Below are 12285 nucleotides of genomic sequence, written 5' to 3' on the forward strand. Positions count from 1 at the left end.
GTTATCTCAACTATGGTTGAGGTGTATGGAATCCCATGAGCTGACGCCGGGTGAGCTGGCACACCGCAGTGGTGTGGCGGTCTCCGCGTTGCACTTCTACGAGCGCGAAGGACTCATCGCGTCGCGGCGCACCAGCGGCAATCAGCGGCGCTACCCGCGCGAGACGCTGCGCCGGGTGGCGTTCATCCGGATGTCGCAGCGGCTGGGAATCCCGCTGGCGCGGATCCGCGAGGCGCTTGCCTCGTTACCCACCGACCGGGTGCCCACCAGCAAGGACTGGGCCAAACTCTCGGCCGGCTGGCGCCACGACCTCGACGAACGGATCTTGCATCTGGAGCGTCTGCGCGACAACCTGGCCGATTGCATCGGCTGCGGTTGCCTGAGCCTGAAAACCTGCCTGTTGTCCAATCCCGGCGACATGCTCTCGCAACACGGCCCGGGCGCCGCCAAGCTATAGCCATCGAACGCTTGTGCGATAACATCGAGGGGTGTCTCTGGCCGTTCAGGGGTCGCTTTTCGACCACTCGGAGCGTCGCTACCTGGGCGACGGCGCCTGGATCGACGTCCGGGCCGGCTGGCTCAACGGGTCGCCGGAGGGCGAGGACAGCTTCTTCGACGAGCTGCTGACGGCCATCCCGTGGCGGGCCGAACGCCGGCAGATGTACGAGCGGGTGCTCGACGTGCCCCGGCTGGTGAGTTTTCACGACCTCACCGCCGAAACCGCCCCGCACCCCGGCATCGCCAAGCTGCGGGTCCGGCTCAACGACATCTACGCCGGTGAACTGGGTGAGCGCTTCACCACCGCCGGACTGTGCCTCTACCGCGACGGTGACGACAGCGTGGCCTGGCACGGCGACACCATCGGCCGCAGCAGCACCGCCGACACCATGGTGGCCATCGTCAGCCTGGGTGCGCGACGGGTTTTCGCGATGCGGCCCCGCACCGGCGGACGCAGCCTGCGGTTGCCGCAGGCCCACGGTGACCTGCTGGTGATGGGCGGATCCTGTCAGCGCACCTGGGAGCACGCCGTGCCCAAGACCGCCCGGCCGGTGGGACCGCGGATCAGCATCCAGTTCCGGCCGCGCGACGTGCGGTAGCGGTCAGCCGCGCACGTCGGCCACGGCCTTGGTGAGCAGATCCCGCGCCTTGCCGGTGTCCACCGGCACCACCGGCTTATTGGGCTCGACCAGCGGATTGGCGGTCACCATCACCAGAAAGGTGCCGAAACTGGCCACGTAGTTGAACAGTTCCCCGGTGCGCGGCGCCCCGCCCACCATCGTGCGCACCACCCGATGGGTGCCCAGCACCTGCGCATCGTCGATCTTCGGCGACTCGACGACCTGCACCTGCCCGGCGACGCCCGCGCCGGCGTAGTCGACCTTCTGGCAGGCCGGCCCGGGATCGTTGAAGCCGATGGGGTCCGAGGTCTCCATCGCGATGACGATGAACCGGTTGCCGTTGCCCTCGGCCGTCGTCGCCGCCATATTGCCCTTCACCCCCGGCGGCAGGGCCAGCCCGTTGGCGAACTTGGCGCAGTCCGGGGGCGCGATCTTGACTCCCGGCGGCATCGGCTGGGCGGCCAGCATCTTCGGGTCGATACCGGTCGGGGCCACGGTGGTCACGTGGAACTCCGGTCCGAACTGGGACTTCAGATCGACGACGTGCGCGATATCGGGCTGGGCGGCCGGCTTGGCAGCGGAGCACGCGGTGAGTGCGGCAGCACAGGCCACGAGGGCGGCCGCTCGTGGAGTGAGCATCGGCGCCAAATCTACCGGCGTCACCGGGTGACCGCCGAAACCACCTGTGCCAGCAGGTGTGGCGCGGTATCGGCGGGCAGCGTCTGCTGGGCGGATCCGGGATCGGTGACCACGGTGACGGAGGCGATGTACGCCCCGGCCAGGTACGCGGTGACGGTGTCGGCGTGCATCCGGGTGACCGTCCCGCCTTCGACGGTGGTGGTGGCCACCGCACTCATCGCCACGGTCGGTGCGTCCGGGATCGTCGGGGCGGGTCCCGGCGTCACCGTCGCGCTCGTGTGCCCACCCGTCAGCGACCACGCCGCACAGCCGTCCGGAGCGGCTGCCCGGGCGCCCGGCCCGGCGACCACGGCGTAGACGATCCCACCCGGACCCGACGCCGACCAACCGCGCACCGGGGTGCCGGCACCCGGGTCGACAAGTTCACCGCAGTGCTCCGGTTGCGCCACCCATCCCGATTTGAAGCCCCAAAAGAACACGGGCGCAACCGGTTCGGTGATATCGGTGACCTCGTAGCCGGCGGGCAGGTCGGCCCGGGCCCTGGCGACCGCCGCGGGTCGGACGGGACCGGGCGCACCGGACGATGTCCCCGGGTTCGGGGCGGGCGGCGCGACATCGGACGGCGACCCGCATGCCGTCACGCCCACGGTCGCCACCAGGCATATCGCCATCGTGCGCACGCCGCTGTGATACCACATCCACGTGGGCATCGACGCGCAGTGACGATGGTGTCGCCGACCGATTCACGCCGGGGTACCCAGGTTTCTGGCAGGATTCCCCGGCAGGACGGCGACGACCACAGGAGAAGGCATGAACTGGTACACCACGGCACGTGGACTGGCGGCGGTCGCGGCGGCGCTCGGGCTCGCCCTGGCCGGCTGCGGTTCGGACACCAAGAGCACGCCCGCGTCCAAAGAAAGCACCAGCGCCTCAGCGACTTCGGCTCCATCCGAGACCGCCGCGGCCACTCCCACCAGCGCCGCGCCCACACCGGCTTCCGGGGCGCACTACACGATCGTCGACTACATCAAGGACAACCACATCACCGAAACGCCGGTCAAGCGAGGCGATCCCGGAACCCCGACGCTGAACCTGCCCATCCCGGAGGGCTGGGCCGACGCCGGGGCCAAGGCGCCCGACTGGGCATGGGGCCAGATCGTGTTCACCGACCCGGCGGCCGGGCCGGTGCCCCCGACGGTCACCGCCGTCATGTCCAAGCTGACCGGCGCCGACCCGGCGAAGATCCTGGAGTACGCCCCCGGTGAATTGCAGAACCTGCCCGAATACGAGGGCGGCAACTCAGGCAAAAGCGGCAAGCTGGGCGGCTTCGACGCCGTGCAGGTGGGCGGCAGTTACATCAAGGACGGGCAGAAACGCATGATCGCCCAGAAGACGGTGATCATCCCGGCCGGCCAGGACCTGTTCGTCCTCCAACTCAACGCCGAGGGCACCGAAGACCAGATGGGTCCGTTGATGGATGCCACCACGGCCATCGACGACGAAACGACGATCACACCATGACGCAGCCCGCACCGGATGACCCGCCACCTCCGCATGGCCTTACCGGTGCGGACGACAGTCTCGTCGGCGCCGCGCCGGCCGAGCCGCAACCGTCCACGCCGGCCCGGTACCTGCGCCTGCTCAGCCCCGGATTCTTGTTGTCGATGGCCCAGGGTTACCCCGTGGTGCTCAAGCAGTTCATCCAGTTCTGCCTCGTCGTCATCTGGCCGGCGTGGGTGTTCACCGTGCTGGTTGGCGCGGCGGCGCACCTGTTGTTCTACGTGACCGTCTATCCGGTCCTGTGGCTGCTGTTCTGGCCGGTACGCAATTATCAGAAGAAGCACCACCCCGAGGAGTACGCCGCGTCGCAGCGGAAGTAGCGACCGGAAGGGGGCTCCCAATAGGGGGAAACACCCGATTCTGCCCTCCCGCGATCTGGCTAGTCTTCGACCATAAAGGCTGCGCGGAGACCCACCATCGGCCTGCGGCCGGCGGCACCGAGCGGACGTGACGGTACGGAGGGCTGGGGAGCAATGACCATGACAGTTTCGGGGATGGTCCCCGTCATCGGCAGAAGGATTCAGATCGCGGCTGCGGCAACCGGAATCGTTGCCGCCGCTGTCCTCACACCCGCCGCGGTCGCACACGCGACACCGACCGCAGCGCCGATTCCACAAGCCGTCGGTGCCACCGCCGGGGTGACCACCGACTGCCTGCCGGTGGGCTCGGTGGAGTGCACCACTCCGATGCCGACCGCAGTCGTCGGCGCCACGGCGACGCCGGGCCAGGTCATTCAGGGCATCTTCCAGAATCAGTTCTGGTGGTTCGGTCCGGCCAATCCCGACAAGCCGAAGACCGTGGTGTTGGCCTTCTATCCGCTGACCCTGGTCCCCGGCTTCCTACAGCCGTTGTTCAGCTGGTTCGAAGACGTCAACTTGCAGGTCTGCATTCTGGGCGCCACGGCACAGATCGGGCCGTACGGCACGGTTTCCCTGTCGTACAGCAGGGGCTGTTAGAGCGCCGGGCCACGACGCGATAACCGCCCGTGACCCCCACTGAGCCGGTACCAGCCCACCGGCACGGCCGACGCATCCTCTGGCCGGGCCTGCTGATCCTGGCCGCCGTGATCGGCTTCGGGTGTTGGCTCGGCCTACGGGCTCTCGACGCCAAGACCGGGCTCGAGCAGGCACGTCAGAGTGCACAACAGGCCAAGGACGCGCTGGTCGACGGGCAGACCCAAGAAGCAGTGCAGTGGGCGACGGCCACCACCGAACACGCCCGAAGCGCCAGCCGCGCAACGCATTCGACGCCATGGCAGATGATGGCCGCGATTCCGTGGATCGGCAACCCCTTCAAATCCGGACAACAGATCTCCGACGTGGTCCTCGCCTTGGCCACCGACGTGCTGCAACCGTCGGCCCGGGTGGGAACTGCGATCGCCCCGGACCGACTGGTCGGTGATGGGCGGATCGACGTGCAGCTGCTGCGCAGCGCCCAGCCTCAACTCGCCGAAATCGCAGCGAACGCCGGCCGACTGGAGGCCCAAACCCGGGCGATCACCGATCCCGGTTACGTACCGCAGATCCGCGACGCCCGCACGAACATCCAGGAGCAGACCGCCGATATCACCAAGGTGCTGCGTAACACGGCACTGGCCGCACAGCTGGTCCCGTCGATGATGGGCGCCGACGGACCACGCACGTACTTCATGGGTTTCCAGACGAACGCCGAGGCGCGCGGCACCGGAGGCCTGCTCGGCGGATTCGGCATCCTGCGTTTGGACAACGGTGCGGCCAAGGTGGACACGCTGGCCGCGAACACCGAACTCAGCGGATCTTCGGCACTGGTCGACCTCGGACCGGAATATGCGCAGCAGTACGGATTCACCAACCCGTTCACCGACTTCCGCAACAGCAACCTCAGCGCGCATTTCCCCTACGCCGCCCAGATCTGGAAAGCCATGTGGGCGCACGACTCCGGGATGAACGTCGACGGGGTCATCGCACTGGACCCGGTGGCCTTGAGCTACGTGCTCGGCGCCGTCGGACCGGTTACCATGCCCGACGGCGAGGTGATCACCGAAGGTAACGTCATCGAGTTGACCGAATCGACCGCCTACCAACGGTTCCCGAATGATGCGGTGGCGCGGAAGAAGTATCTCCAAGACATCGCCGGTGAGGTCGTCAAGAAGATGACCGGCCGGGTGCCCGCACCGCGGCTGTTGCTCGACGCGCTGGGCCGGGCCGTCGGCGAGCGCCGCATCGCGGTGTGGAGCACAGCACCCCGCGAACAGGCCCTCCTCGAGGAAACGCCACTGGCACACATCATCCCGGAAGACCCCGCCCCGTATGCCGGCGTGGTGATCAACAACCTCGGTGGCAACAAGCTCGACTACTACCTGAAGCGGCAGATCGAGTACACCGCCGACGGCTGCGACGGCCAGACCAGGAACTCCACGGTCAGTATCCGGTTGTCCAGCACGGCACCCGGTGATTCGCTTCCCGACTATGTCGCCGGGGCGGCCGGCCTGCTGCCCAACCTTCCGATCGACATTCCACGTGCCACCATGCTCACCTCGGTTCGGCTGATCACCACGACCGACGCCAAGCTGGTCAGCGTCACCGCCAACGGCCAACGTATCCCGGCCATCAGGCGCACCGAGCGCGGCCACCCCAGTTTTGAGGTGCAGGTGATCATCCCGCCCGGGCAGAGCGGCGACCTGGTCTTTCATCTGACGGAACCAACTGCCGCGGGTTCCGCACGGGTCCCGGTACAACCACTGTTGGACACCGTGGTGCCGACCGTATCCGTACCCGACTGCTCAGGATGAAGAAGGTTATATGGCAAGCACTTTCCATATTTGCCAGGATTGCGATTCACCAACCGGAGAACCACCGCACAGGTAGAATTCGGTAATCGCAGAAGTCGCCAATGACAGAGCGCGGGAGGGACATTGAGCCTTCAGGAGTTCACGAAGCTGCTACGGACCCGGTGGGTCACCGTGGCGGTCACCACGCTGATCTGCATTCTGGGCGCGGTCGCGTTCACTTTGCTCACCAGGCCGCAATACCAGGCCAGCACCCGACTTTTCCTGTCCACCAACAGCACCGGCGCTTCGGTGACCGACCTGTACCAGGCCAATCTGCTCTCGCAGCAGCGCGTACTGTCCTACGCCACGCTGATCAACGGTGAGACACTGGCACAGCGCACCATCGACAAGCTCGGGTTGGACATGAGCCCGGAAACGTTCCAGGACAAGGTCAAGGCCACAGCGAAGTCCGATACGGTGCTGATCGATGTGAAGGTCCGCGACGAGTCGCCGACCCGAGCCCGCGATATCGCCAACACCATGGCCGACGAATTCGTGCTCATGGTGCAGGAATTGGAGACGCCCAAGGCGGGTGCGACACCCCTGGCCCGCGTCGTCGTCGAGCAGCGCGCATCGACGCCGCAGAAGCCGGTCCTGCCCAACCCCGTCCTGAACCTGTTCGGTGGCCTGGTGGTCGGACTGGGGCTGGCAGTCGGACTGGCCGTCCTACGCGAGGTGCTCGACAACACGGTCAAGGACCGGCAGACGGTAGAATCCACCGCACACACCGGGCTGGTCGGCAGTATCCCGCTGGACAAGGAGCGCCGGAATCTGCCTGCGGCGTCCTTCGAGAACGACCACTCGCTGTTCGCCGAGTCGTTCCGCAAGCTGGGAACCAATCTCAGATTCCTCTCGGTCGACAACCCACCACGAATGATCGTCGTCACCAGTGCACTGGCGGGTGAGGGAAAGACCACCACCGCAATCAATCTCGCGTTGGCCCTGACCGATGCCGGCCACAATGTCGCACTCGTCGACGGTGACATGCGACGCCCGATGCTGGATGAGAAGCTCGGGGTGATCGGTGCGGTCGGATTCAGCACCGTGCTCAGCGGCGACATCACGCTGTCGGAGGCCTTACAGGAGACCGGGTTCCCGAGACTGACCGTACTGAGCTCGGGCGCGGTGCCACCCAACCCGGGTGAACTGGTCGGATCACTGGCGGCCCAGAAGGTACTCGGTGAGTTGCGCGCAAATTTCGACTACGTCATCGTCGATTCGTCACCGCTCATCGCGGTCACGGATGCCGCCGTGCTCACCACCAGTTGTGATGGTGCCCTCCTGGTCACCCGCCACGGGCACACCAAACGTGAGCAGCTCGCCCAGGCGGTGCGCACCCTCGACGATGTCGGCGCCTCGATCCTGGGAGCGGTGCTCACCATGGCACCCCCGCCGCGGGGCGCGGAGTACGCCTATCGCTACTACCGGAGCGAGCGGCCGGCTCACGATACCGGCGAGCCCACCAGATGACGCAAAGTCTGGCGTCACCACGCAGCATGATCGGCGGTGGGGGCGACCAAGCGCTCGAAACCGCACCGCGGCCCGCACTCGATTGGCTGTTCCGGAGCCTGGAAATCCTCGCGCTGGCCGGATTCGTCGTACTGTTCTACCTGGTACCCGACGGTGCGAACACGTGGGTGCTGTCCGTCAACCTCGTCGCCTTCTATCTGATCTTCCTGCGGGCGTTGTTGATTCCGGACCGGATACTGCCTTGGCTGCCGAGCCATATCACGATCGAAGTACTGTTCCTCGGTTTCAGTTACCTGATCTTCTACTACCAGTATCAACTGGCCGTGTTCGGCGCCGGCGATCTGCGGCGCAGCGTGTATATCGCCAATACTTTTGCCGACGGGGCGAACAAAGCCATCACCCTATCGACAATCGGTATGTTGGCCTTCACCTTTGGTTACCGTGTGGTCCGGCCGGCCACTGGCGAGACGCCCGCCGCCACCGCACGAGCATCTGTCGACCGGATCGACGATCGGTACTTCCGCGGAATGGCCACGGGTTCAAGCGCACTGCTGTCAGGTCTCGTCGCGGTGTACATACTGGCCGACTGGCGGTCGGCCGGCGAGGGCCGTTACACCGGGACCACGAGCGAAGGCATCGGTGTCGAGGGCATTGCGATCGCCATCATGATGTTCTGCATGATCGTCGCGGCGCTCTGGGTCTACGCCCGGTCGCGACGTATCCGCACTCGATTTTCACTCGCCTTCGGGCTGTTCATCGCCTTCGCTTGGACCATGCGGTTGCTGATTTTCGGGGATCGTGGTGCGTTCATGCTCTTCGCACTGGTCCTTGCCGGCGGCTATTTCACCCTCGTACGTCGCGCCTCGCGCGTTCTGCTCGCCGCTGCCTTGGCAGTATGGATGTTCATCTTTCGGAGCATGGAAGTGCTTCGTCTGACACCCGATTGGTATCGATCAGGAAACATCTGGGAGCTGGTCTTCAACTCTCCCTATGCGAAGCAGACGGCGGGCGAAAGCAGTTTCAACGTGACGACGATCGGGCTGAGAGCCACCGTCGAGGTGTTTCCGGATCTACAGAATTACACCCACGGCGTACTGAAGCTCATGCAAGTACTCACGATCGTCCCTTTCAGTGGAGGGTTCTATCTGCCCTACCTGGATCCGGAGTACACCAGCTCCGCGATCATGCTCGGCGACCTCATCCTGCCGACGACTGCCGACTACGAGCCGGGTACCAATATCATCTCGGATTGCTACATCGACTTCGGCGTCGCCGGCGTCCTGCTGATACTCTTCGCTGTCGGCTGGTTCGCAAAAATGCTGCGTAACAGCGTTGCCCGGGATCCCGGTGACCCACACCGGGTGGTCATGTTCTTACTAACCATGGCATTGCTCGCCGAACTCCCGCGCTACGCCATCGAGGTTCCGCTTCGGACGTTGGCATGGGCATTCGTCTTCAGCTTTGGTGTCGGTGTACTCACTCACCGGTTCGACAAGCGTGAACCGGGCACAGGTCCCGCGGTCACGGCAGCCAGCGCTCCCGCGTATAGCACGTCTCGTTCTTGAGCGAGAAAGCTCGCTTTTGCCGGATACCTTGAATTGGACCGCGGACACCCATCGGAAGTGACCGGAATGTCTGCTTCACGCGACGACGCCACGACGGCGGCGCGGAGCCGTCGCCACCTCCGGAATTCCAGGTGGCGACGTAGTCACTCTGCAACGGTGGCGTCGCGAACATCTCAGCATCCCGGATCTTCCGCGCTTCAACCATCATGATCACCGGCTTACTGTTGAGCAGTCCGACCCGCTGCCGTACGCCTTCCGGGTCGACGACCTTGTAAACCGTATCTTTTTTGGTCAACTCCACGCCGGGATAACGCGCCTCGTAGAGAAGAACATCTCGCAGCGCGAAACCGTTCGCCTCGGCGAAGATCCGGAACATCAACTCTGGACTGAACTGATAGAACCCGTGGCCCATCATGTTGTTCGCCGGCGTGTTGATGAAGATCGTTCCGCCAACTTTGAGCATGTTGGCCAGGTTCGAGAACGCAACGGGCACATTGAAGATGTGCTCGAGCGATCCCCCGTCGATGATTACGTCGTATCTGTCGTGCCAGGCCCGCGGCACGGGATAGTTCATATCGTGAATGGCCTCCGCGCCTTCGTAGGCCGAGGCGTCCAACACCGTGACCGATTGGGCACCTAGATAGCCACGGAGGAAGTCATCGACGTAATCATCCCAGTGATGATCCGCCGTCGCCGGTGCCGCGGTACCTAACATGTCCCGATAGGCGTTCCGAAAGTACCTCGCTTCAGCGGGGAAGAGGTGTAGTGACTGGTGGCCGAGTGTCAGCACGTTGTCGAAACCGACATCGCGCCAACGTGCGTCCCACATCATCCTGGCGCCGAGATACCCAATACCCATGATCACCCACTTCTGCTCGCAAGTTACGAACGGTACGCCAGCTCTTCGACTTTCATGTGACTGATGCGGCCGGCAACCCAATCCAGCTGCCGGGCTATTCCTTCGTGCAGGCTAACCCGGGGATGCCACCCGAGCTCCGCGCGGATAGCGGTGGTGTCCCCGCCCGTCTCGCGTACGTCACCGGGCATCGCGCTGTCACGGTTCACTTGTAAGGGCTCCCCAACGCATTCCTCGAAGATGCGAATCACTTCGTTGACCGACGTGTGGCTTCCACCCGCGACATTCAGTACCGACCCCGGTGCACAGCGTCCGTTCGCGGCAAGGACATTGGCCTCGACGACATCATCCACATAGGTGAAGTCGCGGACTTGTTCGCCGGATCCGAAGAGCGTGATCGGCAAGCCCTTCACTGCTGCAGTCGCGAACCGGGTGAACGCCATATCCGGCCGCTGACCAGGTCCGTAGACGGTGAAGTAACGCAATGACACGGTAGGAACGCCAAAGCTGGATGCATACAAACAGCACAGATGCTCGGCGGCGAGCTTGGTCACTCCATACGGGCTGATCGGCATCGGTCGGTCGAGTTCGCTGGTCGGATATCGCTCAGCATTGCCGTAGACCGAAGAGGAGGATGCGTACACCAATCGGCGCAGGGTGCCATTACCCTTACTCGCTTCCAACAGTCGCTGTGTCGCTGCGATATTGCAGTAGGTGTACGCCGTGAATTCCTTCCCCCAGGACGCCCTGACTCCAGGCTGACCGGCCAGATGGAAGACCACCTCGACTCCGTCGAGAAGCTCCCGCAAGTCAAGGATATTGAGGTCACCTTCGATGAACTCGACACCGACGTCGACCTCGGCGTCGGCATTGTCACGTTTGAGTGCAACGTCGTAGTAGTCGGTGAAGGAGTCGATGCCGATGACATCGTGGCCGCTGCCGCGTAGCCGTCTTGTCAGATGTGAACCGATGAATCCCGCTGCGCCGGTGACCAATGTGTGCATCGCCCGGACTCCTTTGACTGCTCTCCCGGCACCCCGAATCAATTCCTGGTATGACGGCAAGACTGGCGAATTGACTGATGTGTAAGTTTAGCGGCGCGACACCAACGTCCGCACCGTTTTCCCTTCAGAGCCAACCCAAGTTGGTCAATACATGCACAACCAGATCCTTCTTCCCGTCAGCGCCGAGAAGGAAGTTCTTGTACAGAGCCTGACCCGCCTCCGCGATGCGGACGTACTCGTCGGACCGACGGCGAACACCATCGAGCACATGATCGAAATCTTCGAAGTCCCAGTCGATCGGCACATAGGTATCCCACGCCCGATACCAGTTCGGGAACGTCTCCATGTGCTCGACACTGGGCTTGAGCAAGGTGGCACCGTACGCGAACGCTTCGAAGTCACGCGTGCATATCTCTCCCCAGCCGAAGGGGCTGATCACGGTCCGGGAATGCCGTATCTCGGCAATGTACTCAGCGTGAGAGACCTTCGTACCGACGTCCGGATGAGTGAGGTCATCGCGTCGCAGCAGAAGTTCACGGGTCTTCGCCCGTTGCCAGCCCGCGGCAGTCGACCACGCGCTTCCGCGGAAGTGTGCGGCGAACGACCGACTGGCACGGGGATCTACGAAAGTCGGCAGTCCGTACACTTGAGGTCTCAGATACGCCCGGTACTTGTTGGGGGCGAAGATGTCTCCCGCACCGACATTCCACGCCACCTTGATCTTGTGTGCGTACGCGGCGTTCAGTGGTTGATACTCGAGTTCGGACAACTGCGGATCCGGCACACCGTAACGCGAGTGGTAGTACTCGCAGAAGGTACGGCCGGCCCAAATCGGGCTGAAGTAGCGGCTTCGTTCCTTGAGAATCTGTTTCTTGAAGTACAAGTCGACGATTGGCAGGACGTCGAACTGACACGTTCCGGTGCTGTCCGCTGTGTCGAGCCAAACCAAGACGTTGGACCTGTCCTTCAGCGCTTTGAGTACAGCGGCGAGATCATCGGGCGGGAGTGTCCCCAACCCACGAAAATGACTGTGATGGTGGGCCACGAACAGCGCATCGAAACGCTTCCTGGCGAGCGCGCCAGATAGCGAATCCCTGCCGGCCTCGAAAGGTAGATACTGTGCCGGGCTGATGAAATCGATAGCCACACCATGTCTGTGAAACTCATCCCTGGACCACAGCAACACCTTCAGCCACTTGAAGTTGTAGAACGAACCGTCGTAGAAAACGGATATCGTCCTTTTGCCCATGGTCAACGCTCCACA

General features: G+C 63.9%; 13 protein-coding genes. 8 read left to right on the forward strand and 5 right to left on the reverse strand.

All coding sequences use genetic code 11. The features are described 5' to 3' along the window. Nucleotides 1-25: 25 nt before the first annotated feature. Entirely contained in the window at nt 26-457 is a 432-nt protein-coding gene (soxR, locus tag BN977_RS08740; RefSeq protein WP_024454502.1) for a redox-sensitive transcriptional activator SoxR, read from the forward strand. 31 nt (nt 458-488) lie between these two features. After that, nucleotides 489-1097, forward strand: a complete 609-nt coding sequence (locus BN977_RS08745) for an alpha-ketoglutarate-dependent dioxygenase AlkB (protein WP_024454503.1) — start codon at nt 489-491, stop codon at nt 1095-1097. Between the two features lie 3 nt (nt 1098-1100). Here BN977_RS08745 and BN977_RS08750 read toward each other — a convergent pair whose 3' ends face one another. Both BN977_RS08750 and BN977_RS08755 read right to left on the reverse strand, forming a co-directional pair. After that, on the reverse strand, nt 1101-1757 hold the full coding sequence (locus tag BN977_RS08750; protein ID WP_036397173.1) for a DUF5642 family protein: 657 nt from the start codon (nt 1755-1757) through the stop codon (nt 1101-1103). Between the two features lie 20 nt (nt 1758-1777). Further along, nucleotides 1778-2467, reverse strand: coding sequence for a DUF5642 family protein (locus BN977_RS08755; protein ID WP_234709527.1), 690 nt, complete (start codon nt 2465-2467; stop codon nt 1778-1780). Nucleotides 2468-2567: 100 nt separating this feature from the next. Here BN977_RS08755 and BN977_RS08760 point away from each other — a divergent pair, with 100 nt between their 5' ends. From BN977_RS08760 to BN977_RS08785, 6 genes are all read left to right on the forward strand, one after another. Continuing rightward, nucleotides 2568-3278 (forward strand): envelope biogenesis lipoprotein LpqN, encoded by a 711-nt coding sequence (locus BN977_RS08760; RefSeq protein WP_036397175.1) that lies wholly within the window; start codon nt 2568-2570, stop codon nt 3276-3278. Next, on the forward strand, nt 3275-3637 hold the full coding sequence (locus BN977_RS08765; RefSeq protein ID WP_036397176.1) for a hypothetical protein: 363 nt from the start codon (nt 3275-3277) through the stop codon (nt 3635-3637). Before BN977_RS08760 ends, BN977_RS08765 begins: the two co-directional genes overlap by 4 nt. A gap of 159 nt (nt 3638-3796) precedes the next feature. Beyond that, the gene (locus BN977_RS08770; RefSeq protein WP_131590063.1) at nt 3797-4273 is read left to right on the forward strand and encodes a hypothetical protein; all 477 of its coding nucleotides are present in this window, start codon (nt 3797-3799) and stop codon (nt 4271-4273) included. A 29-nt stretch (nt 4274-4302) separates the two neighbouring features. Next, nucleotides 4303-6087 carry a DUF4012 domain-containing protein gene (locus BN977_RS08775; protein WP_051561198.1) on the forward strand — a complete coding sequence of 595 codons (1785 nt, stop codon included), beginning with the start codon at nt 4303-4305 and terminating at the stop codon, nt 6085-6087. Between the two features lie 123 nt (nt 6088-6210). Next, nucleotides 6211-7596 (forward strand): tyrosine-protein kinase domain-containing protein, encoded by a 1386-nt coding sequence (locus BN977_RS08780; RefSeq protein ID WP_036397178.1) that lies wholly within the window; start codon nt 6211-6213, stop codon nt 7594-7596. Beyond that, nucleotides 7593-9161 (forward strand): O-antigen polymerase, encoded by a 1569-nt coding sequence (locus BN977_RS08785; RefSeq protein WP_131590065.1) that lies wholly within the window; start codon nt 7593-7595, stop codon nt 9159-9161. The genes BN977_RS08780 and BN977_RS08785 overlap by 4 nt, the downstream gene beginning before the upstream one ends. Here BN977_RS08785 and BN977_RS31400 read toward each other — a convergent pair. From BN977_RS31400 to BN977_RS08800, 3 genes are all read right to left on the reverse strand, one after another. Further along, nucleotides 9118-10026, reverse strand: coding sequence for a class I SAM-dependent methyltransferase (locus BN977_RS31400; RefSeq protein WP_051561200.1), 909 nt, complete (start codon nt 10024-10026; stop codon nt 9118-9120). The two genes, BN977_RS08785 and BN977_RS31400, sit on opposite strands and share 44 nt — an antisense overlap. A gap of 17 nt (nt 10027-10043) precedes the next feature. Then, nucleotides 10044-11021: an NAD-dependent epimerase/dehydratase family protein gene (locus tag BN977_RS08795; RefSeq protein ID WP_036397181.1), complete on the reverse strand. Its 978-nt coding sequence runs from the start codon at nt 11019-11021 to the stop codon at nt 10044-10046. 124 nt (nt 11022-11145) lie between these two features. Continuing rightward, nucleotides 11146-12270, reverse strand: a complete 1125-nt coding sequence (locus BN977_RS08800; RefSeq protein WP_036397183.1) for a hypothetical protein — start codon at nt 12268-12270, stop codon at nt 11146-11148. Nucleotides 12271-12285: the final 15 nt, after the last annotated feature.

Origin of the sequence: Mycolicibacterium cosmeticum (assembly GCF_000613185.1) — a bacterium.
GTDB classification, from domain to species: domain Bacteria; phylum Actinomycetota; class Actinomycetes; order Mycobacteriales; family Mycobacteriaceae; genus Mycobacterium; species Mycobacterium cosmeticum.

Coding starts and splice junctions, on each gene's coding strand:
- BN977_RS08750 (WP_036397173.1), bottom strand. CDS start 1,757: ATGCTCACTCCACGAGCGGCCGCCCTCGTGGCCTGTGCTGCCGCACTC.
- BN977_RS08795 (WP_036397181.1), bottom strand. CDS start 11,021: ATGCACACATTGGTCACCGGCGCAGCGGGATTCATCGGTTCACATCTG.
- BN977_RS08755 (WP_234709527.1), bottom strand. CDS start 2,467: ATGCCCACGTGGATGTGGTATCACAGCGGCGTGCGCACGATGGCGATA.
- BN977_RS08770 (WP_131590063.1), top strand. CDS start 3,797: ATGACAGTTTCGGGGATGGTCCCCGTCATCGGCAGAAGGATTCAGATC.
- BN977_RS08785 (WP_131590065.1), top strand. CDS start 7,593: ATGACGCAAAGTCTGGCGTCACCACGCAGCATGATCGGCGGTGGGGGC.
- BN977_RS08800 (WP_036397183.1), bottom strand. CDS start 12,270: ATGGGCAAAAGGACGATATCCGTTTTCTACGACGGTTCGTTCTACAAC.
- BN977_RS08760 (WP_036397175.1), top strand. CDS start 2,568: ATGAACTGGTACACCACGGCACGTGGACTGGCGGCGGTCGCGGCGGCG.
- BN977_RS08765 (WP_036397176.1), top strand. CDS start 3,275: ATGACGCAGCCCGCACCGGATGACCCGCCACCTCCGCATGGCCTTACC.
- soxR (WP_024454502.1), top strand. CDS start 26: ATGGAATCCCATGAGCTGACGCCGGGTGAGCTGGCACACCGCAGTGGT.